Below are 25,076 nucleotides of genomic sequence, written 5' to 3'. Positions count from 1 at the left end.
GGCCGCGAGGGCTGCCGATACTCAGCACATGGCATTAACCACGGCCAGAGCGCTTACGATCCAGCTCGGTCAGCAATTTCTTGCGGATACGGATGTTCTTCGGAGTCACTTCTACCAGTTCGTCGTTATCGATGAACTCGAGAGCCTGTTCCAGAGTCATGCGGATCGGCGGAGTCAGCACTTGAGCTTCGTCGGTACCGGAGGCACGCATGTTGGTCAGCTGTTTGCCTTTCAGGCAGTTAACAGTCAGGTCGTTGGAACGGGAGTGGATACCGATCACCTGGCCTTCGTACACTTCGGTCGCGTGACCGATGAACAGACGACCACGGTCTTGCAGACCGAACAGGGCGTAAGTCAGTGCTTTACCGGTAGCGTTGGAGATCAGCACGCCATTCTGACGCTCGCCGATGCTGCCACCCTTGTGCGGACCGTAGTGGTCGAAGGTGTGGTACAGCAGACCGGTACCTGAGGTCATGGTCATGAACTCGGTCTGGAAACCGATCAGGCCACGGCTCGGGATCATGAAGTCCAGACGGACACGACCCTTGCCATCCGGAGTCATGTTGGTCATTTCGCCCTTACGCAGACCCAGTTGCTCCATCACGGAACCCTGGTGCGCTTCTTCAACGTCCACAGTTACGGTTTCGAACGGTTCTTGCAGAACGCCATCAACGGTACGCAGGATTACTTCCGGACGGGACACAGCCAGTTCGTAACCTTCGCGACGCATGTTTTCGATCAGGATGGATAGGTGCAGTTCACCACGACCGGATACACGGAACTTGTCCGGATCATCAGTCTCTTCCACGCGCAGGGCCACGTTGTGGACCAGCTCCTGGTTCAGACGCTCCAGAATGTTACGGGAGGTCACGAACTTGCCCTCTTTACCGGCGAACGGTGAGGTGTTGACCTGGAAGGTCATGTTCACGGTCGGCTCGTCAACGGAGAGCGGCGGCAGGGCTTCAACGGCACCGTTGTCACAGATGGTGTCGGAGATTTTCAGCTCGCCCAGACCGGTGATAGCGATGATGTCACCCGCTTGCGCGTCGGTAACTTCAGTACGGGACAGACCCAGGTAACCCAGCACCTGACCGACTTTACCGTTACGGGTCTTGCCGTCAGCACCAACGATGGTGACTTGCTGGTTGGTCTTGACGCGACCACGAGTGATACGGCCGATACCGATAACGCCCACGTAGGAGTTGTAGTCCAGCTGGGAGATCTGCATCTGGAAACCACCTTCGGCATCAGCCTTCGGCGCTTCAACGTTGTCAACGATAGCCTGGAACAGCGGCTCCATGTTCTCGGACTCGACGTCCTGATCCATGGTGGCCCAACCGTTCAGTGCAGAGGCGTAAACAACTTTGAAATCCAGCTGTTCGTCAGTCGCGCCCAGGTTGTCGAACAGGTCGAATACCTGATCCATTACCCAGTCAGGACGAGCACCCGGACGGTCAACCTTGTTGATGACCACGATCGGCTTCAGACCCTGAGCGAACGCTTTCTGGGTCACGAAACGGGTTTGCGGCATCGGGCCGTCTACGGCGTCAACCAGCAGCAGCACGGAGTCAACCATGGACAGTACGCGCTCTACTTCACCACCGAAGTCGGCGTGACCCGGGGTATCAACGATGTTGATGCGGTAGTCATTCCAGCGGATCGCAGTGTTCTTGGCGAGAATGGTGATGCCACGTTCCCGTTCCAGATCATTGGAGTCCATGATCCGTTCCTGGCCTTCCGTGGAGCGGTCCAGGGTGCCGGACTGCTGCAGCAGCTTATCAACCAGAGTCGTTTTGCCGTGGTCAACGTGCGCAATAATCGCAATATTGCGTAAATTCTCTAACATTCTCGCCTCAATCACCGGGTAAAATTGGGCGCTAATTGTACTCTTGCCTTTGTGATCTGCCTAGCAGAATTGCAGTACATTCGCGCATAACAACAGATCTGGATCATAGACCTCTCTGACAAACCCTGCTTAGATGGGCGGTGACCGTATTTCGCGCACCATTACAGTGCACCAAAACGATCCACCATCGCACTAAATTGATGCAACGCGAGTCGAGATCGCCTGGTTTTGGGGAGCCTCTTCAGCGAGATTGCCCTGAAATCAAGCTGTCACAAACTTGGCACGATACTGGCTTATGTGAATACGACGACGCATTCACCCAGAGAGTTTTAACACCGGAGGTTACTTAGCATGTCAGCCCAGAACGTTTTGGCCCTGATCCAGGAACACGAAGTCAAGTTTGTTGATCTGCGCTTTACCGACACCAAGGGTAAAGAGCAGCATGTATCCATCCCTGCTCACCAGGTTGATGAAGATTTCTTCGAAGACGGCAAGATGTTCGATGGTTCCTCCATCGGCGGCTGGAAGGGCATCAACGAATCCGACATGGTACTGATGCCGGACGCAGCCTCCGCCAAGCTGGACCCGTTCACCGAAGAGACCACCCTGAACATCGTTTGTGACGTGCTGGAGCCTGCCACCATGCAGGGCTATGACCGCGATCCGCGCTCCATCGCCAAACGTGCAGAAGATTTCCTGAAGTCCAGCGGCATTGCTGACACCGTGCTGTTCGGGCCGGAGCCGGAATTCTTCATGTTCGACAACATTACTTTCTCCAACACCATGGGCCACAGCTTCGTGAAAATCGAATCTGAAGAAGCCGCATGGAACTCCGGCACTGCCTATGAGCATGGCAACAAGGGTCACCGTCCGTTCGTGAAAGGCGGTTACTTCCCGGTTGCACCGGTCGACTCCTCCCAGGATATCCGCGCCGCCATGTGTCTGGTGCTGGAAGAGATGGGCCAGGTCGTTGAAGCTCACCACCACGAAGTGGCTACTGCCGGTCAGAACGAAATCGCTACCCGCTTCAACACTCTTACGCTGAAAGCTGACGAAGTGCAGGTACTGAAGTACGTGATCCACAACGTGGCCCACGCCTACAATAAGACCGTGACCTTCATGCCGAAACCCATGTTCGGTGACAACGGCTCCGGCATGCACTGCCACCAGTCCCTGGCCAAGAACGGCGTCAACCTGTTCGCTGGTGACCTGTACGGCGGTCTGTCCGAGATGGCTCTGCACTACATCGGCGGTATCATCAAGCACGCCAAGGCCATCAACGCCTTCGCCAACCCGACCACCAACTCCTACAAGCGTCTGGTTCCGGGTTATGAAGCACCGGTCATGCTGGCTTACTCTGCCCGCAACCGCTCTGCCTCCATCCGTATCCCGGTGGTACCGAGCCCGAAAGCCCGTCGTATCGAAGTGCGCTTCCCGGATCCGGCTGCCAACCCGTACCTGGCCTTCGCAGCCCAGCTGATGGCCGGTCTGGACGGTATCATCAACAAGATCCATCCGGGCGATGCCATGGACAAGAACTTGTACGACCTGCCGCCGGAAGAAGCCGCAGAAGTGCCGACCGTTGCCGGTTCTCTGGACGAAGCCCTGGCCGCTCTGGATGCTGACCGCGAGTTCCTGACCCGTGGCGGCGTGTTCAGCGATGACTTCATCAACTCCTATCTGGAACTGAAACAGCAGGATGTTGACCGTGTGCGCATGACCCCGCACCCGCTGGAGTTCGAACTGTACTACTCCGTCTAAGTCTCAGCAGACTGGCCGTTTAAATCAGGTCAGCTTGCTTAATCGTGACAAAACCCGCCATCTGGCGGGTTTTTTCTCTGATAGGATTAAGCAAAATACCGTCAAGGAGAGATGGATGAACAACAAGCATGGCATAGGGGTGCTCAGCCTCCTGTTGCTGACCTCGTTCGGTACGGATGCGGCCAAGGTCTACTCCTGGGTCGATGGCAATGGCATCACCCACTACTCGGATGCGCCACCACCCGGCAAAAACGCCAAAGAGGTCGATCTGCGGGTCGCCCCGCTGCTGGGCAGCAGCGCGCCCAGATCGGTGCAGGTGGATAACTTCAACAGCCTGACCGGCGCCGATGCCAAGAAAGAGAAAGAGGCGGCCAAGCTGACCATCGAACTGCTCTCCCCGGAACAGGGCAGCACCCTGCGCGACAACACAGGCAACATCGTCTTTCAGGGCACCATCAGCCCCAAACCTCCGACCCAGTATGATGTGCGCCTGACCCTGGATGGCAAAGCCGCCCCCATCGTCAGCAACAGCCTCTCTGTCCGCGTCGAAAACGTCGATCGCGGCGCCCACGAGGCTCAGCTCGAGCTGCTCGCTAAAGACGGTACGATCCTTGCTAAATCCAGTGCAGTCACCTTTTACCTGCATAGAGCGAGCGTGACGCCGGCTCCCAAACCCACCCCCAAAGCCGACTAGGGGTGATATAGCGCACCGATGCGGGTAAACTCTATGCACCATATCGGTGCATAACAGGTGTGTAGCACCGTTTTAGGGAGAAACCTGTGCCAACCCGCTCGGACAACGCCAAAACACTCTTGGATAATTTGCTGACCGCCGTGATCCTGATGGATGAGCGGCTCTGCATCCAGTTCGTCAACCCGGCGGCTGAACAGCTGCTCTCCCTCAGTGAACGCAGGCTGATCGGCATCGAACTGCCCCATCTGCTGGAACATATCTCCCTCGATTTGCAGCGGCTCAAGCAGTGCCTCGCGTCAGGGCAAGGCTTTACCGATAGCGAAGTGACTCTGGTGGTAGAGGGAGAACCGCGACTGGTGGAGCTGAGCGCCACCCCGATGGCCGACCACGAACAGCGTCTGCTGGTGGTGGAGCTGCGCAAGATCGACCAGCAGAAGAAGATCAGCCAGGAGCAGCAGCAACATGCCCAGCAGCTGGCGGCCAAGGAGCTGGTGCGCGGGCTGGCCCACGAAATCAAGAATCCCCTCGGCGGCCTGCGCGGCGCAGCCCAGCTGCTGCAAAAAGAGCTGCCGGATCCGGCGCTGCGCGAATATACCGGCATCATCATCGAACAGGCCGATCGGCTGCGGGTACTGGTCGATCGGCTGCTCGGCCCCCAGCGCCCCGGCCGTCACCAGATGCACAATGTCCATTCGGTGCTGGAGCAGGTACGCCGACTGGTGGAGCTCGAACTCCCTCCCTCTGTTCGCATCGAACGGGATTACGATCCCAGCATCCCCGAATTCGAGATGGAGCCGGATCAGCTGCAGCAGGCGTTTCTCAACATAGTGCGCAACGCCGCCGAAGCACTGGGGGAGCAGACCGGGCTTATCCGTATCAAGACCCGCACCGCGTTCCAGATCACCATCCACGGCCAGCGTTACCGGCTGGCGGCGGAGATCAAGATCATCGACAACGGCCCCGGTATTCCGGACGCCATTCGCGACACCCTGTTCTACCCGATGATCACCGGCAAGGAGGGGGGAACCGGGCTCGGCCTCTCCATCGCCCAGAACCTGATCGACCAGCACAAGGGGCGAATTGACTGCATCAGCTGGCCGGGTCACACCGAATTCACCATTTTTCTACCGCTTCGCAAGTAAGGGAACCCCATGACCGCCAAAGTGTGGATCGTCGATGACGACAGTTCTATCCGCTGGGTGCTGGAGCGCACTCTCGGCAGCGAAGGCTTCAACTGCGAGAGCTTTGCCGATGGCGAAGCCCTGCTGCACGCCCTTGAGCTGCGCTCGCCCGATGTCATCCTCTCCGATATCCGGATGCCCGGCATCGACGGCCTGAGCCTGCTGGAGCAGATCCATCGCCGTCAGGCCGATCTGCCCATCATCATCATGACCGCCCACTCGGATCTCGACAGCGCGGTCAACGCCTACCAGCGCGGCGCCTTCGAGTACCTGCCCAAACCGTTCGACATCGACGAAGCGGTTACCCTGGTGCGCCGCGCCGAGAATTACCTCAAGGAGCAGCGCACCAAGCGCAAGTCTCGTCAGCAAGAGACCACCGCCACTCCCGAGATCATCGGTGAAGCACCGGCGATGCAGGAGGTGTTCCGCGCCATCGGTCGCCTGTCACGCTCCAGCATCTCGGTGCTGATCAACGGTCAGAGCGGTACCGGCAAGGAGCTGGTCGCCCATGCGCTGCACAAGCACAGCCCGCGCGCCCACAAGAACTTCATCGCCCTCAACATGGCAGCCATCCCCAAAGATCTCATCGAATCCGAGCTGTTCGGTCACGAGAAGGGGGCTTTCACCGGCGCCAACAACATCCGCCATGGCCGCTTCGAACAGGCCGACGGCGGCACCCTGTTTCTCGACGAGATCGGCGACATGCCGCTGGATGTGCAGACCCGGCTGCTGCGGGTATTGGCCGATGGCCAGTTCTACCGGGTAGGCGGCCACCAGCCGGTGCAGGTGGATGTACGGATCATCGCCGCCACCCACCAAAATCTGGAGAAGCGGGTCGCCGATGGCGAGTTTCGGGAAGACCTGTTCCACCGCCTCAACGTCATTCGCATCCACATCCCCGCCCTCAAGGAGCGCCGTGAGGACATCCCCCAACTGGCCCGCCACTTCCTGCTGCGCGCCGCCAAGGAGCTGAACGTCGAGGCCAAGAGCCTGCACCCTGACACCCAGACCTATATCAGCCGCCTGCCCTGGCCGGGCAACGTGCGCCAGCTGGAGAACGTCTGCCGCTGGCTCACCGTGATGGCCTCGGGGCAAGAAGTGCTGGTCGGCGACCTGCCTGCCGAGCTGCTCACCCCCATCACCCACAACGCCGAACCGGGCCAACCGGCGTTGCCCGGTTGCTGGCAGCAACAGTTGCAAGAGTGGGTGGCCAGCAAGTTGGCGCTGGGAGAGACAGACATCCTGGCCGATGCCATGCCCCAGTTCGAACGGATCATGCTGGAGACGGCGCTGGAACACACCCACGGCCACAAGCAGGAGGCGGCGCGCCTGCTCGGTTGGGGCCGCAACACCCTGACCCGCAAGCTGAAGGAACTCGATCTCTCCTGAGTCCCGGGGAAAAACGATTCCCATCACGCCCTGACAAATCACCGCCTGCCAGAACCCCGTTTAACCATAAACGGGGTATCTTTTTTGAAAGCCCCGCCTAGAATGGCAGGCTTTCAAACCTGACTCGACGAGGGCGCCCCCATGATTGACAGATCTCTCCCCCTGACCGACCTGCACCGCCATCTGGACGGCAACATCCGCCCGCAAACCATCCTCGAGCTGGGTCGCCAACACAATATCCAGCTGCCCGCCTTCGAACTGGAAGCGCTGCGCCCCCACGTACAGATCGTCGAAAACGAGCCAAGTCTGGTTGCTTTCCTGAAAAAGCTGGATTGGGGAGTGGCCGTGCTGGCCGACTACGACGCCTGCCGCCGGGTCGCCTACGAGAACGTGGAAGATCTGCTGCGCGCAGGTATCGACTATGCCGAGCTGCGCTTCAGCCCGGCCTATATGGCCATGGCCCACAAGCTGCACCCGCAGGGCGTGGTGGAAGCCATTATCGACGGCGTGGCCGCGGGCAGCCGTGACTTCGGCATCAAGACCAACCTGATCGGCATCATGAGCCGCACCTTCGGCACCGAGCAGTGCAATCAGGAGCTGGCCGCCTGTCTGGCCCACCGCGACAAGCTGGTCGCCATCGATCTGGCCGGTGACGAGCTGGGCTTCCCGGGGGAACTCTTTGTCGACCACTTCCGCAAGGTGCGCGATGCAGGCATGCGCGTCACCGTACACGCCGGTGAGGCGGCTGGTCCCGAGAGCATGTGGCAGGCCATTCGCGAGCTGGGTGCCGAGCGTATCGGTCACGGCGTCAAAGCGATTCAGGATCCGGCCCTGATGGCCTATCTAGCCGAGCACCGCATTGGCATCGAATCCTGCCTCACCTCCAACGTCCAGACCACCACGGTGGCAAGCCTGACCGAACACCCGATCCGCCAGTTCCTGGCTGCCGGTGTACTGGCCTGCCTCAACACCGACGACCCGGCAGTAGAGGGCATCGACCTGCCCCACGAATATGAGGTGGCCGCTCCGGCCGCTGGCATGACCGCGAGCGAAATCCGCAGCGCCCAGCAGAACGGCCTGACCCTGGCCTTCCTGAGCGATAGCGAGAAAGCCGAACTGAGCGCCCGCGCAGCCAGCCGCTGATCCACACCGGCACTACAAATAAAAACGGCCCACTTCGGTGGGCCGTTTGCTTTGCTGATTTCAGATGATGGGTAAGCACTGGGCAAGCAGGCAGATAGCAAAAGGCCCAAACCGGGTTTGGGCCTTGGCTGATGACGGTGCAGGTAAAAACTACTCCTGCTCCTTGTCACGCTCCAGCGCCCGCTCCACCAGCGGCTCTGGCAGGCTCTTGGTCACCTCCACCCCCAGCTCGCGGAAACGCTCGACCTGGGCAATCAGGTTGCCACGGCCGTTGACCAGCCGTCCCATTGCCTTGTCGTAGCTCTCCTGCGCCTTGTGCAGGCTGCCGCCCATCTGCTGCATCTCCTCGACAAACAGCCGCAGCTTTTCGTAGAGACGACCGGCCCGCTCGGCAATCTGGCGGGCATTCTGGTTCTGCCGCTCGTAACGCCACAGGTTCTCGATGGTGCGCAGCGCCACCATCAGGTTGGTGGGGCTCACCAACAGGATATTGTTGTCGAGACCGTAACGCACCAGCGAGGGATCGGCCTCCATCGCGGTGAGGAAGGCGGGCTCCACCGCCACGAACATCAGCACATAGTCGAGGGTGCGCACTCCGGGCAGCTGCTGGTAATCCTTGCGGCCCAGCTCGCGGATATGGTTGCGCACCGAGGCGACGTGCTCTTTCAGCGCCACCGCCTTCTCCAGCTCGTCATCGGCGTTGTACCAGCGCTCGTAGGCGGTCAGCGACACCTTGGCGTCGATGATGATGTCTTTCTCTTGCGGCAGGTGGACGATGACATCGGGCTGGTAGCGCTTGCCCTTCTCCACTTCGATATTGACCTGGGTGTGGTACTCGTGACCCTCGCGCAAGCCGCATTCGCTGAGGATCCGTGCCAGCACCACTTCCCCCCAGTTGCCCTGCTGCTTGCTGTCGCCCTTGAGGGCGCGAGTCAGCGCCGCCGCCTCTTCGGTCATGCGGGCATTGAGCTCGGCAAGGCGCTCCAGCTCGAACTTGAGGCTGTGGCGCTGAGCCGTCTCTTGGGCGTGGGTCTCCCCCACCTGACGACGAAAGCCCTCGAGCTGCTCTTTGAGCGGGGTGAGCAGCAGATCGAGGCTATTCTGGTTCAATTCGCGGAAGTTGCCGGAGTTTTGCTCGAAGATCCGGTTGGCGAGATTCTCGAACTGCTGGCTGAGGCGCTGCTCCGCCTCCTGTTGCAGTTGCAGCTTCTCGGCGGCGGCCAGCCGTTCACTGCGCAGGGTCGCTTCCGCATCCTTGAGGCGGGCGGTGAGCTTGATAAGCAGGGTCTGCTGCTGATCCAGCTTCTGCTGCCCCTGCATCCGCTCATCCTGCAACTCGTCGAAGCGATCCTGCAGCGCCTGATAACGCTCCTGCGCCAGCAGCAGCTCCTGAGCTTGCGCCGTGGCAGCCCGCCGCCCGATCAGCCAGCCAAGCCCGAGAGCCAGTGCGGCGGCGGGCAGCAAAATCCCCCAGAGTCCGGGGTCAATCATTTGCGGCTCCGCTGACGCAGGAAGAGTTCGAGATAGCGGTTAACCAGGATCCAGAGCACCACGTAGATGAGGTAGGCGGCCAGCACCACCCACTTGTGGGTGTTGACGCCGGTATCGAGCTCGGCGAACTCGATACCCTTGATGCGGCAGTAGGCCCACATCAGCAGGGGAAAGACATAGAGCAGGGACGCACGCCAGAGAAATAGCCACATATGTTTTCATTCAACCACGTAAAAAGACCCGCCTAGCTTACACAAGGGCAACTGCGCTTGCGATCCTGACGGCCGCTATTCTCTGGCCTGCTTCCCGAAACTTCGATAAAATTAACCCCTAATAGGTATCAGGGGCGAGCATGACTCACTATTTCCTCCGTTGGCTGACACAAGGTTGGCAAGCTTCCCGCAAGCCCGCCGTGGTTTGCCATGAAGCGCGCCCGCCATGGGCCATCGAGGAGTCCCAGTACCTCTCCCTCTGCACCCGCTGTGGCGAGTGTTTCAAGGCCTGCCCGCGTGGTCTGCTCAAACCGGCCACCCAGGAGGAGTACGAGGGGAGTCCCATCGCCGGTACCCCGGTACTCGATCTCGCCTGCGGCCAGTGCAGCTACTGTGGCAGCTGCGCCAGAGCCTGTCCCACCGGCGCCCTCGACCTGCAACTGGGCCGTCAGGTGCAGACCCGGGTGCAGATTGAAGAGAGCTGTCAGGCTCGGCAGGGCTTCTACTGCCTGCTCTGTGAAGATGCCTGCCCACAACAAGCGATCAAGGCCACAGCCGACGGCATCAACGTCAATATGGATGCCTGCAATGGCTGCGGTGCCTGTGGCCTCGCCTGCCTGCACGGCGCCATCACCCTGATCCGCCAGCCAGGCAGTCGCTAAAAACCACCCGCGTACAAAAGCAAAAGGGGCCATCAGGCCCCTTTCACATCTTGTTCGATATCCGCGTCCCGTCAGGCCATGGTCACAATAGTCTCTTGCTCGATACCCAGCAGGTGGCAGAGACGGTTGGGATCGCGCACCGCATCGGCCAGAGTGAACTCACCCAGCACTTCGAGGAAGGCGTTCATGGCGCGGCGCAGAATGCCCTGAATGCGGCAACCACCGGAGAGACGGCAGTTCTCGCGCTTGCAGTCGACCGGACAGAGCACATGCTCCATGTCCATCACCACATCCCGCAGGTTGATAGAGACTGCAGAGCGACCGAGGCGGATGCCACCGTGCTTGCCGCGTACCGTCTCGATGTACCCCTTGATGCCAAGCTGGTGCACAATTTTGACCACGTGGTTGCGAGAGATGCCGAAGGTATCGGCCACTTCGGTAATGGTCGACAGACGATCCCCCGGCTGAACCGCCAGGAAGGTCAGGGTACGCAGGGCGTAGTCGGTAAATCGTGTCAGTTGCATGGTCGCACTTGCCTCTTACTACAAGCCAGGAATCAGGACGACAACATTGAGCTAAGAGGCAGGAGACAACCGGTTTGCCTCTGTTTACCCATTGGTTCGCCAGAGGGGGGCCTGTCTCTTAATCTGAGTTGCGGAGTGACAGGTTAAGAGCAGCACAACCGGGTGTCGATGAAGATGCACATAAATCGACACTTTCTTTGATTGATCGCAAACTTGCCGGGTTAGCTCGGCGTTTACCCGCTTTATGGCGGGTAAATCTCCCGAATAGTCCCCTTCACCAAGCCCCTTCGACCAGCAGCCATATGGCCCGCAAACCGCCCCTCAATCGACCGTCAAAGAGGTGGTTCAGTGGGGTTGTTTCAACCAGTTTTTCAGCGCGACCGAGGGGATGGAACTCTCGGATGCGACGGCAAACGCCCCCCAGTCCACCGCACACTGCAAGGCATCCTTGATCGCCATGCCCCGCGCCAGCCCGTGGATCAATCCGCCAGCGAAAGCATCCCCTGCCCCCGTGGTATCAACCACTGAAACCGGCCGGGCGGCGACCCTGATCTGCTCCTCGCCATGGATGGCCACTGCGCCCGCCTTGCCTTCGGTCAACACTAACCATTCGAGCTGATCCCCCGCCAGCTGGCGGGCATGTTGCCAGGGGTCGCTCACCTCGCCGAGATCGGAGCTGGAGGCCACCAGCACATGACAGGGGCGGCGCGCTTGGCCGCCCTTGGGATACTGGGCCACCACGAAGCTCTTGCCGAGCATCTGGCGCATGTAGCTGATGATGGCGGTGCCGGGATAGTTCACATAGAGGCAGTCGATCCCCTCCAGCGGCAGATCGCCGGGCAGGTCGGGACGCCGCGGGCGGCGCAGTATGGTGCGCTCGCCGGTGGAGTCCACCAGGATCAGCAACTCGCCGGTCTCGCCGCCAAAGCGCTCCACATGGCTGCAATCCAGCCCGTAACCGGCCGCCTGCTCCAGCAGCCAGTCGCCGGTCTCGTCCAGCCCGATGCGGGAGGCAATGGTCACCTCGTGACCTGCCCATACCAGCCCTATGCCGGTATTGGCGGCGCCACCGCCGAGCCTGCGCCCCTGATCCACATATTGCAGCCGGGCCCCCGCCACCAGCGGTTCGGAGAGGGAGAGCACATGATCACAGTTGAGATTGGCAAGCAGCAGAATGCGGGACATAGAGACCTCGGACGATGGATATAGCCCAAAAGAGACAGGCTGAACCCCGAGTAGAGCCCAGCCTGACAGAAGAGACAACTGGCAGCGATCGGGAACCCGATCGGGATCAATAGATGGGCAGCTCCACCCCGGCCAGCAGCTCGTCGATGCGCGCCTGACTCGGCTGCTGCATCACACTCTGGATCACCTCCTTGGTGAGGTGGGGCGAGAAGGAGCTGATGAAGTCATACATATAGTTTTGCAGCAGAATACTCTTGCTGAAGCAGATCTGCGCCGGGCAGGGCTTGAACAGATGCTCCAGATTGATGGAGACCAGCCCGGGGCTGTCGGTGTCGTTGGCTACCAGCGAGGAGATGATGCCGATGCCAAAACCCAGCTCCACGTAACGCTTGATCACTCCAGCATCCATTACCGTCATGTAGTAACTCGGGGTCAGCCCCGCCGCCTGAAACACCTCGTCCTGCACCTGACGACCGGTGGCGCCGCTCTCGTAACTTAGGATCGGGTAGTGGCAGAGCTGCTCCAGGGTCGGCTTCTTCACCTTGGCCAGCGGGTGATCCTGCGGCACCACCAGCGAGAGGGTCCAGAGGTAGGCGGGCAGCGCGATCAGCTCCTTGTCGAAGCCAATCTCGTGGGCAACGATGGAGAAATCGGAGTAACCCTTGCTGATCTGCTCCTTACTCGCCGACATCACCGGATGGAGGTGGAACGAGATCTTGGGATACTTCTTGGTGAAGTAGGTGACCGACTTGGGCAGCAGATAGCGGGCGATGGTGTGGGTGGTGTGAATATTGAGGGTGCCCACGGTCGGATCCAGATACTCGCGGGAGATCGCCTTAATCTTGCTCTCGATATTGAGCATCGCCTCGGCACACTTGATGATCTCCTCCCCCACCGGCGTAATGCGGTGCAAATGCTTGCCACGGCGCTCGAAGATCCGCACCCCCAGCTCGCTCTCCAGCAGGCCAATCTGTTTGCTGACCCCCGGCTGACTGGTGAAGAGCGCATCGGAAGCCACGGACACATTGAGGTTGTGGTCCCGGATCGCGATCAAATACTTCAATTGCTGTAGTTTCAAGGCGTCACACTCTCACACTGGTTTGGCTCAGACAGCTTTGGCTCAGGCCGGGACGGCAATCAAGCCAGACAAACAGGCCGCCACATGGGCGGCCAGTGTACCATCCGATCCCGACATCTCAGCGCTTGATCCTTCATTTTGCTACAAAATCTAGCATCCGAAGGGGTGGCTGACAAACCGGGTTCAGGCCGCGCCAGCCCGCAGCGGCAGGATCCCCAGAAACTGCAACAGCCACTGCATCATGGTCGCCGAATCCACCTCCCCCTCCAGCGAGGAGAGGCTGCTCTGATAACGCTCATCGGGTAGCAGGCCGCGGCGTCGCTCGATCAGCGCCCGGTTATACTCCACCGAGAACTCCGGATGTCCCTGAATGGCCACTATGTTGTTCCCCTGCAGGAACATGAAGTTGGGACAAAAATCGTTGCCCGCCAGCCGGGTTGCTCCGGGGGGCAGCAGCGCCACCTGATCCTGATGACTGGCCAGAATGCGGATCTGATCCCGCGCTGGCGCCATCCAGGGCTCATCTGCCAGCATGGGATGCACCGACACTCCCAGCCCCCATCCCTTGGTGGACTTCACCACCTCGCCACCGAGCGCTTGGGCGATCACCTGATGACCGAAGCAGACACCGGCCAGCTTGACGTCGGCATCGTGCGCCTGACGGATCCACGCCCGCAGTGCCTGAATCCAGGGGATATCGCTGTAAGCATCGTGGCGCGAGCCGGTGATGAGCCAGGCATCGCACTCATGCAGATCCTCCGGCAGCTCCCCATCGAGAGCCGACCAGACCCGAAATTCCAGTTCGGGGGCCAGGGCCGCAAAGCCCCTGATAAACATCTCGGAGTAAACGGGGCCAAAACGATCCGCCAGATCGGGATCGAGCCGGTCACAATCGAGAATTCCCAATCGCATCTGTTGTTCCTTTACAGAGTTCGCCCCCGCCAATCAACGACCGGCGGGGGCAAGAGGTTAGGCCATGAGCACGTGCCAGCACGTCACTTCATGGTCGGCATGGAGAACTCGGCACCACTGCGCAGGCTCTGGGGCCAGCGCGCCGTCACCGTCTTCATCCGGGTATAGAAGCGAACCCCGTCCGGCCCGTGCATGTTGAGCGGCCCGAAAATAGAGCGCTTCCAGCCGCCAAAGCTGTGAAACGCCATCGGCACCGGAATGGGAACGTTCACCCCTACCATACCGACCTGCACCCGCGCCGTGAAGTCCCGCGCGGTGTCGCCGTCGCAGGTAAAGATGGCGGTGCCGTTGCCGTACTCGTGCTCGTTGATGAGGCGCAGCGCCGTCTCGTAATCCGGCACCCGCACGATGGAAAGCACAGGGCCGAAGATCTCCTCGCGGTAGATGCGCATCTCCGGCGTCACCTCGTCAAACAGGCAGCCTCCGATAAAGTAACCCTCATCGTGGCTCAGCGTGCGACCATCGACCCGTAGCACAGCCCCCTCGGTCACCCCCTGATCCACGTAGCCGCGCACCTTGGCCAGATGCTCCTTGCTGATGAGCGGCCCCATTTCGTTCTCCGGGCTCTGGCCCAGACCGGGGCCCACCCGCAGCTGTTCCACCAGCGGCGTCAGTTTGGCTACCAGCGCATCGGCGGTCTCGTCCCCCACCACCACGGCCACCGAAATGGCCATGCAGCGCTCGCCCGCTGCCCCATAAGCAGCCCCCATCAGGGCAGAGACAGCCTGATCGAGGTCCGCATCCGGCATCACCACCATGTGGTTCTTGGCACCGCCCAGCGCCTGCACTCGCTTGCCGTGGGCCGAGGCGGTGGCATAGATGTACTGGGCGATTGGGGTGGAACCGACAAACGACACGGCTCCGACCCGCGGGTCGGTCAGCAGCACATCCACCACCTCCTTGTCACCGTTCACCACGTTGAGCACGCCGTCAGGCAGACCGGCCTCCTTGAGCAGCTCGGCCATCCGCAGCGAGAGAGAGGGATCCTTCTCGGAGGGTTTGAGAATAAAGGTATTGCCGCAGGCGATGGCGACCGGGAACATCCAGAGCGGCACCATGGCCGGGAAGTTGAACGGGGTGATACCGGCGCAAACCCCCACCGGCTGCATCATGGAGTAGCTGTCTACCCCGCGACCGACGTTGAGGGAGTGCTCCCCCTTGAGCAGATGGGGAATGCCGCAGGCAAACTCCACCACCTCCAGCCCGCGGGTCAACTCACCCTGCGCATCGGAGAAGACCTTGCCGTGTTCGCGACTGATGAGCTGGGCAAGCTCGTCCCTGTGCTGCTCCATCAACTCCTTGAAGCGGAAAAAGACCCGGGCCCGCACCAGCGGCGGGGTTTGCGACCAGTCGGCAAAGGCGCGTTCGGCGATGGCGATCGCCTCCTGACACTCGGCGGCGCTGGAAAGCCCGACACTCCCCTGCTGCTTGCCGCAGGCGGGATTGAAGATGGCCCCCTGGCGCTCGCTGCGACTCTCCTGCGGCTGGCCGTTGATGAAGTTGCTGACCCTGTATGTCATGTATCCTCCGTGATAACTGATGCAGTAAATGCGCTGAGCAAATCAACGCAAGGCCCCGCCAGTGCGGGGCCATCAAATGGGTTAAGGTTGTGCCTGCAGGGCATCCTGCAGCAGGGTGAAGAGATCGTCGATCTGGCTGCGCTCGATGATGAGGGGCGGCGACAGGGCGATGATGTCGCCGGTCACCCGGATCAATGCCCCCTTCTCGAAACAGCGGACAAATACCTCATAGGCGCGCTTGCCCGGTGCATCCGGCATGGATTCCAGCTCGATACCCGCCACCAGCCCGTAGTTGCGCACATCCTTCACATGCTTGCAGCCCTTCAGCGAATGGGCCGCCTCCTCCCAGTAGCCAGCCAGATCGGCGGCGCGGCTGAGCAGGTTCTCGTTGCGATAGATCTCGAGGGTCGCCAGACCCGCAGCAGCAGCCACCGGATGGCCGGAGTAGGTGTAGCCGTGGAACAGCTCGATGGCCCCCTTGCCTGCCGCCATCATGTCGTCATAAATGTGCTTCTGCACCAGCACCGCCCCCATGGGGATGGCGCCGTTGGTGAGCCCCTTGGCGCAGGTGATCATGTCGGGGATGACATCGAACTCCTGTGCCGCAAAGGGAGAGCCAAGGCGACCGAAACCGGTGATCACCTCGTCAAAAATCAGCAGGATGCCGTGCTTGGTGCAGATCTCCCGCAGCCGCTTGAGGTAGCCTTTGGGCGGCATCAGCACGCCGGTACTGCCGGCGATGGGCTCGACGATCACCGCTGCGATATTGCTGGCATCGTGCAGAAAGACGATCTTCTCCAGCTCGTCGGCCAGCGCCACATCCTCCTCGGGCAGCCCTTGGGTGAAGGCATTCTTGGCGATATTGAGGGTATGGGGCAGATGATCCACCCCGGTCAGCAGGGAGCCGAACCACTTGCGGTTACCGGGAATGCCCCCCACCGAGATGCCGCCAAAGCCGACCCCGTGATAGCCACGCTCGCGGCCAATCAGCCGGGTGCGGGTGCCCTGACCGCGAGCCCGCTGCCAGGCCAGCGCGATTTTGAGCGCGGTATCGACCGACTCTGATCCGGAGTTGGTGTAGAAGACATGGCCAAAGCCCTTGGGAGCGATCTCCACCAGCCGGTTGGCCAGCTCAAACGGCAGGGGGTGGCCCATCTGGAAAGTGGGGGCAAAATCGAGATGGGAAATCTGCTGGGAGACCGCCTCGGCAATCTCGTGCCGACCATGGCCCGCGTTGCAACACCAGAGTCCGGCTGTGCCATCCAGTATCTTGCGGCCATCCTCTGAGTGATAATACATCCCCTCTGCCGACTTCAGGATGCGCGGCGCCGCCTTGAACTGCTGGTTGGCGGTGAACGGCATCCAGAACGCGGACATGTCGGAGGGCGTATTGATGTCGCTGATCGGTTTCATGGTCACCTCATCCTTAAGGTGTTTAGCAACTGTCGGCCAATGCCTATTAAATTAAACACCTAAATCCATAAAAAAGGGCCCGTTATCGCCCTGTCTGGTGCCACCCCTAGCTAGACGCATCAGCAGGGTGGTATAAGATATTTAACACAATTTTAATAATAGTAAACAGTCAAGGAGTGTCTATAGATGGATATCGGTCACCGCCTCAAGGCGGTTCGCACCAAGGCAGCCCTCTCCCAGCGCGAGCTGGCCAAGCGCTCCGGTGTGACCAACGGATTTATCTCCCAGATCGAGAAAAATCAGGTGAGCCCCTCTGTCGCCTCCCTGCGCAAGGTGCTGGAAGGCATCCCCATGTCGCTGGCCAGCTTCTTCACCGAAGAGACCGAAATGGGCACCGAAGTGATCTTCCGCGCCGCCGATATGCCAGATCTCGGCACGCATCCCATCAGCTACCGGCTGGTCGGGCACAGCCGCGCCAACCGCGCCATCGGCATGTTGCAGGAGGTGCTGCCACCGGGCGCCGACACCGGTGACGACATGCTGAGCCACGAAGGTGAAGAGTGCGGCATCGTCATCAAGGGCGAAGTTGAAGTGACCGTGGGCGAGCAGATCTACCTGCTGGGCGCCGGGGATGGCTACTACTTCGACAGCCGCACCCCCCACCGTTTTCGCAATAGTGGCGAGCAGGAGTGCGTGCTGATCTCGGCCAACACTCCCGCCAGTTTCTGACATTCAGAGGTGCATCGGCAGGGGGGCAATGTTTAATGAATTGTTACAAGGTGGATTTACAAGCGGCAGGATGTTTAGCATATTGATACGCGGAAACTGACTTTTGCCGGTTCAAGGAGTGAACATGAGTGACCTGACCCTGGCCCAGTGGCAACACAAGGCCGCCCATCTGACCCTGCCCTCGCAAGCCTTTATCAACGGCAGCTATCGGGATGCCGTCAATGGCGCCACCTTCGATTGCATCAACCCGGCCAACGGCAAGCTGCTGACCAAGGTAGCAGCCTGCGATGGCGCCGATGCCGAACTGGCGGTACAGGCTGCGCGTGACGCCTTCAACGACAAGCGTTGGAGCGGCCTGCCACCGAAACAGCGCAAGCAGATCATGCAGCGCTTCGCCGAACTGATGCGTCTCAACAAGGTGGAGCTGGCGCTGCTGGAGTCGCTGGATATGGGCAAACCCATCGGCGATGCCATGGGCTATGACGCCCCCGCCGCCGCCAACTGTATCGCCTGGAACGCCGAAGCGATCGACAAGATCTACGATCAGGTCGCCCCGGTGGAGGAGTCCGCCCTGGCGCTGGTGACCCGCGAAGCGCTCGGGGTGGTCGCCGCCATAGTGCCCTGGAACTTCCCGCTGGTGATGGCCTGCTGGAAGCTGGGCCCGGCGCTCGCTACCGGCAACTCGGTCATTCTCAAGCCTTCCGAGAAATCCCCCCTGACCGCCCTGCGTATCGCCGGTCTGGCCAAGGAGGCGGGTATTCCGGACGGCGTGTTCAATGTGCTGCCGGGCTTTGGCCATACCGTGGGTGAGGCGCTGGCCATGCATATGGATGTGGATTGCATCACCTTCACTGGCTCCACCAAGATCGGCAAACATCTGGTGCAGTGCTCCGGCAAGTCCAACCTCAAGCGCGCCTTTATGGAGTGCGGCGGCAAGAGCCCCAACATAATACTGGCCGACGCACCGGATCTGGACGCTGCGGCCAAGAGCGCCGCTGGCGCCATCTTCTACAACCAGGGCGAGGTGTGCACCGCCGCCTCTCGGCTGCTGGTGCAAAACAGCATCAAGCCGCAATTTATGGAGCGACTGCTGGCCCATGCCCGCGAGTGGATCTCGAGCAACCCGCTCGACCCTGCGACCCGTATCGGCGCCATGGTGGATCACATCCAGATGGAGCAGGTGCTGCGCTATATCGAGATTGGCAAGCAGGAGGGGGCCAAGCTGCTGCTGGGCGGCAACCGCACCAATATGGAGAGTGGCGGCTTCTATATCGAACCCACCATCTTTGACGACGTGACTCCGCAGATGCGCATCTTCCGCGAGGAAATCTTCGGCCCAGTGCTGGCGGTGACCGGTTTCGATACGCTGGAAGAGGCTATCGCGCTCGGCAACGATACCGACTACGGCCTGGCGGCGGCGATCTGGACGGCGGATCTCAACAAGGCGGTGAAAGGCTCCCGCGCCCTGCGCGCTGGCACCGTGTTCGTCAACAACTGGGACGGTGGTGACATGACCATGCCGTTTGGCGGCTTCAAACAGTCCGGTAACGGTCGCGACAAGTCACTTCATGCGCTGGAGAAGTACACCGAGCTGAAAAGCACCTGGATTCAGCTGGAATAACACGACAAAGCAGCAGTATCGGATCAAAAAGGGGGAGAAATCCCCCTTTTGCATTTTTGGCCTTCCATCACCGGGCTCAATCCTTATAATGATAAAAAAGCCAACATGTTAAATATAAAGACAAAAATGCTATTTTTTCTGGGAAGCGTACTTTTTCTGGTGATCGGTTTGCCCCTGCTGTTCTTCGTGCTGGGGCACGGCGAGGCCTACGTGACCTGGGGCCCCTGGATCTCCGCCATCGCCCTGATGTTGTGGCTGTTGATGGACGTCGACAAGATCCGCCGCGGTAAAGGCTGACCGGCCAGCCACCCTCCTCCTATCCCTCAAACTTTGTTTATTCGCTTCTTTCCCCGCAAAAGGATCGCTACACTGATTTTTTGCGATGTTTTCCCGCATCCAACGCTTCAGTAAAGGTCATCCGCATGCCGCAACAGATCCAGCGTCAGGGCGTCATCTACGCCCTGTGCGCCTATACCCTTTGGGGCATAGCCCCCATCTATTTCAAGACCATCTCTGCCGTTCCGGCCGCCGAAATCCTGACCCACCGGATGATCTGGTCCTGCGTGCTGCTGATGGTACTCACCCTGGCAGGGCGCCAGTGGCACAAGGTGCAGGCGGTGCTGCGCCAGCCAAAAGTGTTGCTCACCCTGGCGTTTACCTCGGTCACAGTCGGCGGCAACTGGCTGCTGTTTATCTGGGCCATCAACAACGGTCACATGCTAGATGCCAGCCTCGGCTACTACATCAACCCGCTGTTCAACGTACTGTTGGGAATGGTGTTTCTGAGCGAGAAGCTGCGCCGCCTGCAGTGGTGGGCGGTGGCGCTGGCCTTTGCCGGCGTGGCCATCCAGCTTATCGCCTTTGGCTCCTTGCCCTGGATTGCGCTGGTGCTGGCGTCGAGTTTCGCCATCTATGGACTGGTGCGCAAAAAACTGGCCCTCGATGCTCTCACCGGTCTGCTGATCGAAACCATGATCATGCTGCCGCCAGCAGCCATCTATCTGTGGGGCTTTGCCGACAGCCCCACCAGCCATCTCACCCAGAACGACTGGCACCTCAACCTGCTGCTGATCGCCGCAGGCGCCGTCACCACGGCCCCCCTGCTCTGCTTCACCGCCGCCGCGACTCGGCTCAAGCTCTCCACCCTGGGCTTCTTCCAGTACATAGGCCCCAGCCTGATGTTTATCCTCGCAGTCACCCTCTATGGGGAAGCGCTGGCGATGGACAAACTGCTCACCTTTGCCTGCATCTGGAGCGCGCTGGTGCTGTTCAGTCTGGATGGGCTGCGCAGCGGCAAAGCCGCGCCAAGCCGGGCCTGACACCGCCTCACCACCAGCGACCCCGGCTCATAGGCCGGGGTTCTTTTTCGTGCCACCAGCGGCCTTCTGACTGCGACCTCCCCTTCTCCAGAGCCGACTCGCCATCAACAGACCACACCCGAGTCTCACTATCCCGCCAGAGAGCTATGCTATCCATGAACGGAGCCGAATGGAGGCAACATGCTCAAGCACATTCACGACAGATCCCTGCTTTTTGGTCAGGTTCTGGGGATCATGGTCATTATCACGCTGATCTCCATCAGCTTTTTCGGGCTTTATTCGGTCCGGAGCGCAGCCGATCAGATGGGACAGGGGAAGGATGTGGTAGCCGATATTCTGCCGCCGCCTCTCTACCTCATCGAATCCCAGTTGCAGGTCTACACCCTGCTCCATGCCAAACCGGAGGAGCGGGAGGCCCTGCTGCAAACCCTCACTCGACTGCAGCAAGAGTTCGAGAGCCGTAACCGCTTCTGGCAAGAGAGCAACCTGAACGAGCCCCTCAGGGAGCTGCTGCTGGGGGAGCAAAAAGTACAGGGAGAGCTGTTCTGGCAGTTGCTCAACGACAAGTTTGTCCCCGCCATCAAGGTGGGGGATCTGGCGCAGGCGGGCGCGCTTGCAGCACGCCTGCACACCCTCTATAACGCCCACCGGCTAGGGGTGGACGCCACCGTCATCCACGGCAACGAGTATGCCGCCGAGCAGATGGCCCATCTCGCCAACACAACCCGACTCTGCTATGGACTGCTGTTGTGCGCTGCTGGGGGCAGGGCTTATCTTCTGGCTGGGACGCCCCACCCAACAGCGACTGCTGGCCGCTGGCAAGGCCACCGCCGCCATCGCCGAAGGGGAGTTGAACCGCCCCATGCCGGAGCCGGGGCTTGATGCCATCGGCGAGTTGATCCGCCAGATCGGGGCCATGCGTGACCAGCTGGCAACCTTGGTGGAGTCCCTGCAGCGCAGCGCCAGTACGCTGGATGATCGCGCCACCAGCCTGACCGCCATGGCACAACGGCACACCGATGACAGTCAGGCACAGGTCGGGGCGGCCCACCATATCGAACAGGCCATCGAACAGCTCACCCACTCCATTGAACAGGCGGGTAACCAGCTGCATCAGGTAGGGGAGCAAACCCTGCAGTCAGCAGAGCGGGCACAAGAGGCGACGATCGCCATCCACACTGTGGAACAGGTGATCGGGGAACAAGTCACGGGAGTGAAGCAGGTCTCCCAGACCATTTCGGATCTGGCTGGCCTCTCGCAGCAGATTGCCGGGCTGGCAGGCGCCATTCACGATATTGCGGAGCAGACCAATTTGCTGGCGCTGAACGCCGCCATTGAAGCGGCGCGGGCAGGTGAACAAGGGCGCGGTTTTGCCGTGGTAGCCGATGAAGTGCGCTCGCTGGCGACCCGCACCGGCAGCGCCACCACCGAGATCAACACCATCATCGGCAAGATCCAGGATGTCAGCCTGCGCGCCGCCAGCGAGATGGATACCGAGCTGGCCCGGGTCGAACAGGCGGTCACTCACACGATGACAGCGCGCCAGAGCGTCGCCCGGATCGCGCAGAGCTGCGAGGAGATCAATCAGCGCATCGCTCAGGTCGATCAGTTGATGAGCGATGAGACCCGGCTGGTGCAGGGGATCCACCATCAGGTCGGGGAGATGTCGCGGTTGGCGGCCGAGGCCAACCAGAGCGCCAGTCAGGCCGCCGAAGAGGCGACCATGGTCGCCCAGCACGCCCGCATCCTGACCAGGCAGACTCACCACTTCCATCTCGACACCACCCGCCATTGATCCCCGGCGCTGACGGGAGTCAGCGCTCCCCTTTGTTCTCTGCACAGGTTAAATGGGTAGCATTAGACTCCATGAGGGAATAGGATCCGCCCCTCTGAAAACCAACTGCAAGGATCAACTGACATGACTCGAAAATGGTCGCTCCCCATCGTGGTAATCGCGGGGGGAGCGTTACTCTGGCTTGGCAACACCTTTGGTATGAAATGGGCTCTTATGGCCCTGATCGGATTCGGCTTCGGCTTCACCCTCTCCTTCAGTCGCTTCGGCATTGTATTCGGTTGGCGCGAAATGCTGACCAAACGCAACAGCTACTACGTGCGGGTTCACCTGCTCACCATCGCCATCGAAATTCTGCTGTTCACCACCTTCTTCTCCTTTAGCCACGCCCTGTTTGGCGATGCCATGGTGGGTAACGTGATGGCTATCGGCATTCCCTTCATCGTCGGTGCCTTCCTGTTCGGCATCGGCATGCAGCTGGCAGGCGTCTGCGCCACCGGCACTCTTTACTGCTGCGGCGAGGGACAACCCCGCTTCTGGCTGGTGCTGATCTGCTACGGCATCGGCACCCTCATCAGCAACCAGTTCCGCCCCGAACTGGAGGCTACCTTCTCCAGCCATGTGGTATTGGCCCGGGATCTGACCGGCAATATCTGGAGCGGCATGCTGCTCAATCTGGCGCTGGTCGCCGCGCTGTTCCTGCTGTTTCGCAACAGCGAACTCAAGCGCACCGGCGAGCTCAAGCCCCTCTTCAGCGGCGGCAACCTGTTCTGGCGCGATGGCCGCTTCACCGTGCTGACCGGCGGCATCATCATCGCCCTGCTCAACTCGTCCGTGGTCGCTCTGCACGGCTCGGCCTGGACCATCACCGGCGCCGTCTATGACATGGCGCTGCGCGGTGCCTCCCTGTTTGGCCTGTTCGAGGGGAACCCGAAACTGGCCCAGCCGCTCTTTATCAACCCCATGGTCGGCATGTTCTGGCTCGGTATTCTGGGGGCCATGCTGGCGCGCTGTTTGAGCGGTGGCGGCACCTTCGCCCCGATGCGGACCGGCAACAGTCTGGCCTCCATCATCGGCGGCCTGTTGATGGGGATGGGAGCCATGTACGCCGCCTGCAACCTCGGCGGCTTCTTCGACGGCACCGCCTCTGGCAGCCTGCACGGCTGGGTCTGGATGCTGATGGCCCTGGCGGGCAGCCTCATCGGCATTCGCCTGCGCCCGCTGTTCGGGCTCTGAGGCACGACATCGTAAACACCCCATAAGAAACGGGAGGCCAAGCCTCCCGTTTTTACATTTATTGCTCCCGTCGCTCTGCTTATTGGACAGGCTGGGAGACCCCTTCCAGATGGATTTCCACCCGGCGATCCGGTGCCAGACAGGCGATCAGCTCCTGCTTGGAGCGGCTGGCACAGCTGTTGCCAGTGACCGGATTGGCCTTGCCACGCCCCTCGACCCGTACCTTGTCGGCATACAAGCCTTTGGATACCAGATAGCTGGCCACACTCTGGGCCCGCTTCTCGGAGAGGGCCAGGTTGTAGTTGTCGGAGCCGATGCGGTCGGTATAACCGATGACAGTTGCGACACCATCTTTCGGATTGGCCGCCACAATCTGGCTGAACAGGGCATCGAGCGCCTGATTGGCAGACAGTTTCAGGGTCGCTTTGTTGAACTCGAACAGCACATCGGAACTTAGACTGAAGGTTTTGGGCTCAACCACGGCTACAGGTGCCGGTTCGGCTGCCGGAGCGGGCGCCGGTGCAGCGACCTCGCCACCTTGCTGACCGAAGCGATAGAGCATCCCGAACGAAATCAGGCCGTTATCCATCTCGATACCGGAGCGATCGAGAGACGCATCTCCCAGCGGCGTGGTGTACTGGTACTCCAGACGGGCGGCCCAGTCACGATCGATGGCGTATTCGGCACCCAGCGCACCAACAAATGCGGCGCCATGCTTCTTGCCAGTCTCGCTGACATTGGCGAAGCTGATCTCGCTATCCGTCCAGGCATAAGCACCGCCCAGTCGGCCATAAAGATCGAGCACATTCGTTGCCGGGAAGCTGATCTTCATGGTGGCCTGAATCATCTGGCCTTTGGCTTCGGTATTGAGGGTATCGCTACCAGTCCCCGCCTTGCTCTCATATTTACCTAGCCAGTCATAACCCAGCTCGAAGCCCAGATTGGTGTTGAGCTGGTAACCGGCGAACAGGCCCAGTCCCAGATCATCCGTGTTCTCGCTGGTATTGCCCAAAGATTGGGCATTTGTCTCGACATACTGGTTGTGGTCAACGCCATAGTAATTGGACCAACCGGCCTTGCCACCGACATACCAGGTATTGTCCTGAGCGGCGGCCTGCACGGCTCCGGCCGCCAGCAAACCACTGACCAATACGGCAAGCATGGATTTATTCATATTTTCGCCTCTGCAATAAGTCGTTATGGGCGCCTGAGTGCGCACTTTCCCTGTGTGAAGCCGTCAGGCGGCCTCTCCGCTATTCAGGGTATCCCATCCGAACGCAGCCTCAAATGACCAAGCCATCAGGAGTG

23 protein-coding genes are annotated in these 25,076 nt (G+C 60.4%); 13 read left to right on the top strand and 10 right to left on the bottom strand.

What is annotated here, in order from left to right:
• Window positions 1–34: 34 nt before the first annotated feature.
• Entirely contained in the window at window positions 35–1,846 is a 1,812-nt protein-coding gene (typA, locus tag ACB040_RS08375; protein WP_005339679.1) for a translational GTPase TypA, read from the bottom strand.
• A gap of 351 nt (window positions 1,847–2,197) precedes the next feature.
• Here typA and glnA point away from each other — a divergent pair, with 351 nt between their 5' ends.
• The 5 genes from glnA (at window position 2,198) to add (ending at window position 8,014) form a co-directional block, all read left to right on the top strand.
• Complete coding sequence (gene glnA, locus ACB040_RS08370; protein WP_005339672.1) at window positions 2,198–3,607, top strand: glutamate--ammonia ligase; 1,410 nt, start codon at window positions 2,198–2,200, stop codon at window positions 3,605–3,607.
• A 115-nt stretch (window positions 3,608–3,722) separates the two neighbouring features.
• Entirely contained in the window at window positions 3,723–4,301 is a 579-nt protein-coding gene (locus ACB040_RS08365) for a DUF4124 domain-containing protein (RefSeq protein ID WP_005339670.1), read from the top strand.
• An 86-nt stretch (window positions 4,302–4,387) separates the two neighbouring features.
• On the top strand, window positions 4,388–5,443 hold the full coding sequence (glnL, locus tag ACB040_RS08360; protein ID WP_227095644.1) for a nitrogen regulation protein NR(II): 1,056 nt from the start codon (window positions 4,388–4,390) through the stop codon (window positions 5,441–5,443).
• Between the two features lie 9 nt (window positions 5,444–5,452).
• Window positions 5,453–6,871, top strand: coding sequence for a nitrogen regulation protein NR(I) (gene glnG / locus ACB040_RS08355; RefSeq protein ID WP_371154335.1), 1,419 nt, complete (start codon window positions 5,453–5,455; stop codon window positions 6,869–6,871).
• 141 nt (window positions 6,872–7,012) lie between these two features.
• Window positions 7,013–8,014: an adenosine deaminase gene (gene add, locus ACB040_RS08350; RefSeq protein ID WP_338772992.1), complete on the top strand. Its 1,002-nt coding sequence runs from the start codon at window positions 7,013–7,015 to the stop codon at window positions 8,012–8,014.
• A gap of 150 nt (window positions 8,015–8,164) precedes the next feature.
• Here add and rmuC read toward each other — a convergent pair whose 3' ends face one another.
• Together rmuC and ACB040_RS08340 are read right to left on the bottom strand one after the other, a co-directional pair.
• Window positions 8,165–9,505: a DNA recombination protein RmuC gene (rmuC, locus tag ACB040_RS08345; protein WP_335874988.1), complete on the bottom strand. Its 1,341-nt coding sequence runs from the start codon at window positions 9,503–9,505 to the stop codon at window positions 8,165–8,167.
• Window positions 9,502–9,717, bottom strand: coding sequence for a hypothetical protein (locus ACB040_RS08340; protein ID WP_075116079.1), 216 nt, complete (start codon window positions 9,715–9,717; stop codon window positions 9,502–9,504). The genes rmuC and ACB040_RS08340 overlap by 4 nt, the downstream gene beginning before the upstream one ends.
• A 140-nt stretch (window positions 9,718–9,857) precedes the next feature.
• Here ACB040_RS08340 and ACB040_RS08335 point away from each other — a divergent pair, with 140 nt between their 5' ends.
• A complete protein-coding gene (locus tag ACB040_RS08335; protein WP_005339657.1) occupies window positions 9,858–10,379 on the top strand; it encodes a ferredoxin-type protein NapF in 522 nt (173 codons plus the stop codon).
• A 71-nt stretch (window positions 10,380–10,450) separates the two neighbouring features.
• Here the strand turns inward: ACB040_RS08335 and ACB040_RS08330 are convergent, their stop codons facing one another.
• The 6 genes from ACB040_RS08330 to ACB040_RS08305 form a co-directional block, all read right to left on the bottom strand.
• On the bottom strand, window positions 10,451–10,903 hold the full coding sequence (locus ACB040_RS08330) for an Rrf2 family transcriptional regulator (RefSeq protein WP_139494406.1): 453 nt from the start codon (window positions 10,901–10,903) through the stop codon (window positions 10,451–10,453).
• 345 nt (window positions 10,904–11,248) lie between these two features.
• On the bottom strand, window positions 11,249–12,088 hold the full coding sequence (locus ACB040_RS08325; RefSeq protein WP_338772999.1) for a PfkB family carbohydrate kinase: 840 nt from the start codon (window positions 12,086–12,088) through the stop codon (window positions 11,249–11,251).
• A gap of 106 nt (window positions 12,089–12,194) precedes the next feature.
• On the bottom strand, window positions 12,195–13,166 hold the full coding sequence (locus tag ACB040_RS08320; RefSeq protein ID WP_005339651.1) for a LysR substrate-binding domain-containing protein: 972 nt from the start codon (window positions 13,164–13,166) through the stop codon (window positions 12,195–12,197).
• A 183-nt stretch (window positions 13,167–13,349) separates the two neighbouring features.
• Window positions 13,350–14,078, bottom strand: coding sequence for a glutamine amidotransferase (locus ACB040_RS08315; protein WP_069527013.1), 729 nt, complete (start codon window positions 14,076–14,078; stop codon window positions 13,350–13,352).
• An 83-nt stretch (window positions 14,079–14,161) separates the two neighbouring features.
• Window positions 14,162–15,658, bottom strand: a complete 1,497-nt coding sequence (locus ACB040_RS08310; protein WP_149153804.1) for a CoA-acylating methylmalonate-semialdehyde dehydrogenase — start codon at window positions 15,656–15,658, stop codon at window positions 14,162–14,164.
• A gap of 81 nt (window positions 15,659–15,739) precedes the next feature.
• Window positions 15,740–17,071 carry an aspartate aminotransferase family protein gene (locus ACB040_RS08305; RefSeq protein ID WP_371154329.1) on the bottom strand — a complete coding sequence of 444 codons (1,332 nt, stop codon included), beginning with the start codon at window positions 17,069–17,071 and terminating at the stop codon, window positions 15,740–15,742.
• A gap of 186 nt (window positions 17,072–17,257) precedes the next feature.
• Here ACB040_RS08305 and ACB040_RS08300 point away from each other — a divergent pair, with 186 nt between their 5' ends.
• From ACB040_RS08300 to ACB040_RS08270, 7 genes are all read left to right on the top strand, one after another.
• Window positions 17,258–17,800 carry a cupin domain-containing protein gene (locus tag ACB040_RS08300; RefSeq protein ID WP_005339643.1) on the top strand — a complete coding sequence of 181 codons (543 nt, stop codon included), beginning with the start codon at window positions 17,258–17,260 and terminating at the stop codon, window positions 17,798–17,800.
• A 124-nt stretch (window positions 17,801–17,924) separates the two neighbouring features.
• Window positions 17,925–19,421, top strand: coding sequence for an aldehyde dehydrogenase (locus tag ACB040_RS08295; RefSeq protein WP_158113499.1), 1,497 nt, complete (start codon window positions 17,925–17,927; stop codon window positions 19,419–19,421).
• A 126-nt stretch (window positions 19,422–19,547) separates the two neighbouring features.
• Window positions 19,548–19,718 carry a hypothetical protein gene (locus tag ACB040_RS08290; protein WP_005341999.1) on the top strand — a complete coding sequence of 57 codons (171 nt, stop codon included), beginning with the start codon at window positions 19,548–19,550 and terminating at the stop codon, window positions 19,716–19,718.
• Between the two features lie 125 nt (window positions 19,719–19,843).
• Window positions 19,844–20,740: an EamA family transporter RarD gene (rarD, locus tag ACB040_RS08285; RefSeq protein WP_101530335.1), complete on the top strand. Its 897-nt coding sequence runs from the start codon at window positions 19,844–19,846 to the stop codon at window positions 20,738–20,740.
• Between the two features lie 180 nt (window positions 20,741–20,920).
• Entirely contained in the window at window positions 20,921–21,622 is a 702-nt protein-coding gene (locus tag ACB040_RS08280; protein ID WP_371154326.1) for a hypothetical protein, read from the top strand.
• Window positions 21,513–22,535 (top strand): methyl-accepting chemotaxis protein, encoded by a 1,023-nt coding sequence (locus ACB040_RS08275; protein WP_371154417.1) that lies wholly within the window; start codon window positions 21,513–21,515, stop codon window positions 22,533–22,535. Before ACB040_RS08280 ends, ACB040_RS08275 begins: the two co-directional genes overlap by 110 nt.
• Before the next feature lie 123 nt (window positions 22,536–22,658).
• On the top strand, window positions 22,659–23,768 hold the full coding sequence (locus ACB040_RS08270; protein WP_371154324.1) for a YeeE/YedE thiosulfate transporter family protein: 1,110 nt from the start codon (window positions 22,659–22,661) through the stop codon (window positions 23,766–23,768).
• 79 nt (window positions 23,769–23,847) lie between these two features.
• On the opposite strand, the gene ompA is transcribed toward ACB040_RS08270, so the two are convergent.
• Window positions 23,848–24,942, bottom strand: coding sequence for a porin OmpA (gene ompA / locus ACB040_RS08265; protein WP_371154321.1), 1,095 nt, complete (start codon window positions 24,940–24,942; stop codon window positions 23,848–23,850).
• Between the last annotated feature and the right edge of the window lie 134 nt (window positions 24,943–25,076).

The organism is Aeromonas sp. S11(2024) (genome assembly GCF_041402345.1).
Taxonomy (GTDB): domain Bacteria; phylum Pseudomonadota; class Gammaproteobacteria; order Enterobacterales; family Aeromonadaceae; genus Aeromonas; species Aeromonas veronii.
The sequence above is the reverse complement of the archived record's forward strand: the minus strand, read 5'-3'. Positions and strand labels throughout refer to the sequence as shown.

Excerpts from the sequence above, each read along its gene's own strand:
- ACB040_RS08270 (WP_371154324.1), top strand. The coding sequence starts at position 22,659 with ATGACTCGAAAATGGTCGCTCCCCATCGTGGTAATCGCGGGGGGAGCG.
- glnG (WP_371154335.1), top strand. The coding sequence starts at position 5,453 with ATGACCGCCAAAGTGTGGATCGTCGATGACGACAGTTCTATCCGCTGG.
- add (WP_338772992.1), top strand. The coding sequence starts at position 7,013 with ATGATTGACAGATCTCTCCCCCTGACCGACCTGCACCGCCATCTGGAC.
- ACB040_RS08315 (WP_069527013.1), bottom strand. The coding sequence starts at position 14,078 with ATGCGATTGGGAATTCTCGATTGTGACCGGCTCGATCCCGATCTGGCG.
- ACB040_RS08310 (WP_149153804.1), bottom strand. The coding sequence starts at position 15,658 with ATGACATACAGGGTCAGCAACTTCATCAACGGCCAGCCGCAGGAGAGT.
- ACB040_RS08305 (WP_371154329.1), bottom strand. The coding sequence starts at position 17,071 with ATGAAACCGATCAGCGACATCAATACGCCCTCCGACATGTCCGCGTTC.
- ACB040_RS08325 (WP_338772999.1), bottom strand. The coding sequence starts at position 12,088 with ATGTCCCGCATTCTGCTGCTTGCCAATCTCAACTGTGATCATGTGCTC.
- glnA (WP_005339672.1), top strand. The coding sequence starts at position 2,198 with ATGTCAGCCCAGAACGTTTTGGCCCTGATCCAGGAACACGAAGTCAAG.
- ACB040_RS08340 (WP_075116079.1), bottom strand. The coding sequence starts at position 9,717 with ATGTGGCTATTTCTCTGGCGTGCGTCCCTGCTCTATGTCTTTCCCCTG.
- ACB040_RS08280 (WP_371154326.1), top strand. The coding sequence starts at position 20,921 with ATGCTCAAGCACATTCACGACAGATCCCTGCTTTTTGGTCAGGTTCTG.
- ACB040_RS08365 (WP_005339670.1), top strand. The coding sequence starts at position 3,723 with ATGAACAACAAGCATGGCATAGGGGTGCTCAGCCTCCTGTTGCTGACC.
- ACB040_RS08335 (WP_005339657.1), top strand. The coding sequence starts at position 9,858 with ATGACTCACTATTTCCTCCGTTGGCTGACACAAGGTTGGCAAGCTTCC.
- rmuC (WP_335874988.1), bottom strand. The coding sequence starts at position 9,505 with ATGATTGACCCCGGACTCTGGGGGATTTTGCTGCCCGCCGCCGCACTG.
- ACB040_RS08330 (WP_139494406.1), bottom strand. The coding sequence starts at position 10,903 with ATGCAACTGACACGATTTACCGACTACGCCCTGCGTACCCTGACCTTC.
- typA (WP_005339679.1), bottom strand. The coding sequence starts at position 1,846 with ATGTTAGAGAATTTACGCAATATTGCGATTATTGCGCACGTTGACCAC.
- ACB040_RS08290 (WP_005341999.1), top strand. The coding sequence starts at position 19,548 with ATGCTATTTTTTCTGGGAAGCGTACTTTTTCTGGTGATCGGTTTGCCC.
- ompA (WP_371154321.1), bottom strand. The coding sequence starts at position 24,942 with ATGAATAAATCCATGCTTGCCGTATTGGTCAGTGGTTTGCTGGCGGCC.
- ACB040_RS08295 (WP_158113499.1), top strand. The coding sequence starts at position 17,925 with ATGAGTGACCTGACCCTGGCCCAGTGGCAACACAAGGCCGCCCATCTG.
- ACB040_RS08300 (WP_005339643.1), top strand. The coding sequence starts at position 17,258 with ATGGATATCGGTCACCGCCTCAAGGCGGTTCGCACCAAGGCAGCCCTC.
- rarD (WP_101530335.1), top strand. The coding sequence starts at position 19,844 with ATGCCGCAACAGATCCAGCGTCAGGGCGTCATCTACGCCCTGTGCGCC.